This is a genomic window from Mesorhizobium sp. M2A.F.Ca.ET.037.01.1.1, assembly GCF_003998075.1.
Taxonomy (GTDB): Bacteria; Pseudomonadota; Alphaproteobacteria; order Rhizobiales; family Rhizobiaceae; genus Mesorhizobium.
This window is the reverse complement of record NZ_RZSA01000617.1, coordinates 1-4,094: the sequence shown is the minus strand read 5'-3', so window position 1 is coordinate 4,094 and position 4,094 is coordinate 1. Positions and strand designations below refer to the sequence as shown.

The following is a 4,094-nucleotide window of genomic DNA, read 5'->3' as shown; positions in this document are numbered from 1 at the left end:
GAATTCCGTTTTCCGGCAAAAGAAAAGTTGAAGCGAGGATACCCGATGCGGGCACTGGTGCTTGAGAAAAAAGGCGAACTGTCGCTGCGCGAGATCGCGCTGCCGCAAGACGTCGGACCGGACGATGTCCGGATCGCCATCCACACGGTCGGCGTCTGCGGCAGCGACGTGCATTACTACACGCATGGCGCCATCGGCAGCTATATCGTGCGCCAGCCGATGGTGCTCGGCCATGAGGCCTCGGGAACGATCGTTGAGGTCGGCGCCAACGTCACGAACCTGAAAGTCGGCGACCGCGTCTGCATGGAGCCGGGCGTGCCGAATCTTTCCTCGCGCGCGACGAAGCTCGGCATCTACAATGTCGACCCGGACGTCCGCTTCTGGGCGACGCCGCCGGTGCACGGCGTGCTGGCGCCATACGCCGTTCATCCGGCGGCCTTCACCTACAAGCTGCCGGACAATGTCTCCTTCGCCGAAGGCGCGATGGTCGAGCCTTTCGCCATCGGCATGCAGGCGGCGGCGCGCGCCCGCATCGTGCCGGGCGACGTCGCCGTCGTCGTCGGCTGCGGCCCGATCGGCATCATGATCGCGCTCGCCGCGCTGGCGGGCGGCTGTTCCAAGGTGCTGATCTCCGATTTTTCCGCACCCAAGCTTGAGATCGCCGGCCAGTATCCGGGCATCGTGCCGGTCAATGTCGGCGAGCAGTCGCTGGTCGACGCGGTGCGGAGCGCGACGGACAATTGGGGCGCCGATATCGTATTCGAGGCGAGCGGCAGCCCGAAGGCCTTCGCCAACCTGTTCGACATCGTGCGGCCGGGCGGCGCGGTGGTGCTGGTCGGGCTGCCGGTGGAGACGGTCGAGCTCAATGTGCCGGCGGCGATCTCCAAGGAAGTGCGCATCGAGACCGTGTTCCGCTATGCCAACATTTTCGACCGCGCCTTGCAGCTGATCGCCTCCGGCAAGGTCGACCTCAAGCCGCTGATTACCGGCACCTATGATTTCTCCGCGAGCATCAAGGCGTTCGAGCGCGCCGCGCAAGGCAGGCCTCAGGACGTCAAGCTGCAGATCCTGCTGACCGGCGAGAAGGGATAAGGGATGTCCGCCATCGTTTGCTCCCATGTCGACAAGGCCTATGGCGCCACGACCGTCATCCGCGATCTCAACCTCGCGATCGAGGAGCATGAGTTCGTCGTGTTCCTGGGGCCTTCCGGCTGCGGCAAGTCCACGCTTCTCAGGATGCTGGCGGGGCTGGAAGACATCAGCGGCGGCGAGGTGTCGATCGGCGGCAAGGTGGTCAACGATCTCGAGCCGGGCGACCGCGGCATCGCCATGGTCTTCCAGAATTATGCTCTCTATCCGCATATGACGATCTTCGACAACGTCGCCTTCGGGCTCAAGCGGCAGAAGGTGCCGGCGGCCGAGATCAAGAAGCGGGTCGAGGCGGTCTCGAAGACGCTTGGGCTGGAGCCCTATCTCGGTCGAAAGCCGACCGAGCTTTCCGGCGGCCAGCAGCAGCGCGTTGCGATCGCGCGCGCCATGATCAAGACGCCGAAAGTGTTCCTGTTCGACGAGCCGCTCTCCAATCTCGACGCCAAGCTGCGCAACCATATGCGGGTTGAGATCGCGAGATTGCACCAGTCGCTGAAGACCACCACCGTCTATGTCACGCACGACCAGCTCGAGGCGATGACCCTTGCCGACCGGATCGTGCTTCTGAAGGACGGCGTGATCGAGCAGATCGGCTCGCCGGCGGAGATCTATCGGCGGCCCGGCAACCAGTTCGTGGCCGGCTTCATCGGCACGCCGAATATGAATTTCATCGAGGCCACGGTCGGCCGCAAGGGCGATGGCTGGACGCTGACCGGCACGGGGACGGTGCTCTCGCTTGAAGGCAGCGCTTTCGACCTGCGGCACGGCGATCGGGTCGTGCTCGGCATCCGGCCTCCGGATCTCAAGACGGCAAACGGAGGCGCAGGCAACATCCTGCAAGGCACCGCCGACCTCATCGAATTCCATGGCAATGACGCGCTGGTGACGTTCGGCTCGGGCGACAAAGAGATCAGCGCGCTGGTGCCGGCCCGCGAATGCCCGAAGTTGCGCGCGCCGGTTCGCTACAGCTTCGAGGAAGAAGGCATCCATCTGTTCGACGCGGAGACCGGCAAGTCGCTGCGCAGGCAACAGGTCAGCTGATAGCGTCGAGCATCTGCCGCTGGCGGTGCATTTCGAGGAAGATGCGGTAGTCGCGATCGAAGCGGGCGCCGGCTTCCTTATTGGGCGCGCGCGTCCTGCCGCCCTGCTGCATGGCGACGCAGGCGGCGTTGAGATCGGGATAGAGGCCGGCGGCGGTCGCCGCCACCATGCCGGTGCCGAGCAGCACCGCCTCGTCGGCCAGCGGCTCGACCACCGTGCAGCCGGTGGCGTCGGCATAGAGCTCCATCAACAGCGGGTTCTTGGTGTGGCCGCCGGTGACGTGCAGCGTGTCGATCAGATAGCCGTTCTCGTTCAGGGCCTCGAGCACATGGCGCACGCCGAGCGCGATGCCGACGGCGGTGCGCCAATAGAGCTTGCACAGGCTGTCGAAGGAAGAATCGAGCGTCAGGCCGCTGATGACGCCGACCGCATGCGGGTCGGCGAGCGGCGAACGGTTGCCGTGGAAGTCCGGCAGCACATGCAGCCTGGCCGCCAGCGCATCGCCCTCCTCGGCGCGCAATTCGGCGACGCGCCTGGCGATCTTCATATGCATGGCCGCGTCCGGCTCGCCGCCCGCGCCATGCCAGCGGATGATGTGGTCGAGCAGGGCGCCGGTGGCCGACTGGCCGCCTTCCGACAGCCACAGCGTCGGCAAGGCCGCGCCGAAATAGGGGCCCCAGACGCCAGCGAAGGGCTGCGGGTCATGCGACATCGCCATGACGCAGGACGATGTGCCGGCGATCAGCGCCAAGTGCCGGCTGATGTTCTTCTCGTCGCCGGCAAAGCCGCCCAGGACACCCAGCGCGCCCGCATAGGCATCGATGACCCCGGCGCCGACCCGGCATTTCTCAGTCAGGCCGAGCTCGGCGGCGGCCTTCGCCGTCAGCGGACCGATATCGGTGCCGACCGGGCTCGCCTTTTCGGGCAGATTGCCATGTTCGAACAGATCGCCGAGGCCGACGAGCTCGAAGAAATCGCGCCGCCAGCTTTCTTCCTCATGCGCGAGATAGGTCCATTTGGCCGTCAGCGTGCATTGCGAGCGGGCGAGCGAGCCTGATGCCTTCCAGGTCAGGAAATCGGCCAGGTCGAACAGATAGCCGGCTTCATTCCAAGTCTGCAGCAGATGGCGCTTCAGCCACATCAGCTTCGGCGTTGCCATCTCCGGCGACATCACCCCGCCGATATAATCGAGCACGGCATGGCCGCTTGCCGTGCATTCATCGGCCTCGGCGATGGCGCGGTGATCGAGCCAGACGACCGTGTCCCAGCGCCTCTCGCCGGTGACCGAGACGCTGATCTGGCCGCCTTGCCTGTCGCGCGCGACCAGCGAGCAGGTGGCGTCGAAGGAGATGCCGGCGATATCGCCGGCGGCAACGCCGGATTTCTCGAGGGCGGACCGCACCGATTTGCACACCGCCGACCAGATGTCCTCCGAATCATGCTCGGCATGATCGGGCTTGGGCTGGTGCATGGCGATTGGATGATCGGCGCGGGCAAGCAGGTTGCCGCGCGCGTCAAGAATACCCGCGCGAGCGCTCCCGGTGCCGACATCGACCGCGCAAACGAAACTCTTCGTCAAGATGCTTTTACTCTCGCTCCCAGGCCTGCAATCAGATCGGGCAATTGCAGCATGTCAGCGAATATAGAGTCCGGTTCGGTCGACGCAAGCCGCGCTTTCAAGGCGGGGTTGTCGGCATGCGAGCCGCCGGTGAAGGCAAAGACACGCATGCCCGCCGCGCGGGCCGCGGCGACGCCGGCCGGGCTGTCCTCGATGACCAGGCATTTGCGCGGTTTTGCCCGCATGCAGGCAGCGGCATGAAGGAAAAGGTCCGGCGCCGGCTTGCCGCGCTTGACCATGGCGGCGCTGAACAGATGCGGTTCCAGAAGGCCGAGCAGTCCGGTGA

The 4,094-nt window shown here is 65.4% G+C and carries 4 protein-coding genes; 2 read left to right on the top strand and 2 right to left on the bottom strand.

Going from position 1 to position 4,094, the window contains the following annotated elements:
• The first annotated feature begins 45 nt into the window (after positions 1–45).
• Together EOA27_RS25475 and ugpC are read left to right on the top strand one after the other, a co-directional pair.
• Complete coding sequence (locus tag EOA27_RS25475; protein ID WP_126079991.1) at positions 46–1,092, top strand: NAD(P)-dependent alcohol dehydrogenase; 1,047 nt, start codon at positions 46–48, stop codon at positions 1,090–1,092.
• A 3-nt stretch (positions 1,093–1,095) separates the two neighbouring features.
• The gene (gene ugpC, locus EOA27_RS25470; protein WP_126079992.1) at positions 1,096–2,190 is read left to right on the top strand and encodes a sn-glycerol-3-phosphate ABC transporter ATP-binding protein UgpC; all 1,095 of its coding nucleotides are present in this window, start codon (positions 1,096–1,098) and stop codon (positions 2,188–2,190) included.
• Here the strand turns inward: ugpC and EOA27_RS25465 are convergent.
• Both EOA27_RS25465 and EOA27_RS25460 read right to left on the bottom strand, forming a co-directional pair.
• Positions 2,183–3,769 (bottom strand): FGGY-family carbohydrate kinase, encoded by a 1,587-nt coding sequence (locus EOA27_RS25465; protein WP_126079993.1) that lies wholly within the window; start codon positions 3,767–3,769, stop codon positions 2,183–2,185. The two genes, ugpC and EOA27_RS25465, sit on opposite strands and share 8 nt — an antisense overlap.
• Positions 3,766–4,094, bottom strand: a 329-nt coding sequence (locus tag EOA27_RS25460; protein WP_145970523.1) for an HAD-IA family hydrolase, incomplete at its 5' end; no start/stop codon positions are given. The genes EOA27_RS25460 and EOA27_RS25465, both read right to left, overlap by 4 nt.

Excerpts from the sequence above, each read along its gene's own strand:
- EOA27_RS25475 (WP_126079991.1), top strand. The coding sequence starts at position 46 with ATGCGGGCACTGGTGCTTGAGAAAAAAGGCGAACTGTCGCTGCGCGAG.
- ugpC (WP_126079992.1), top strand. The coding sequence starts at position 1,096 with ATGTCCGCCATCGTTTGCTCCCATGTCGACAAGGCCTATGGCGCCACG.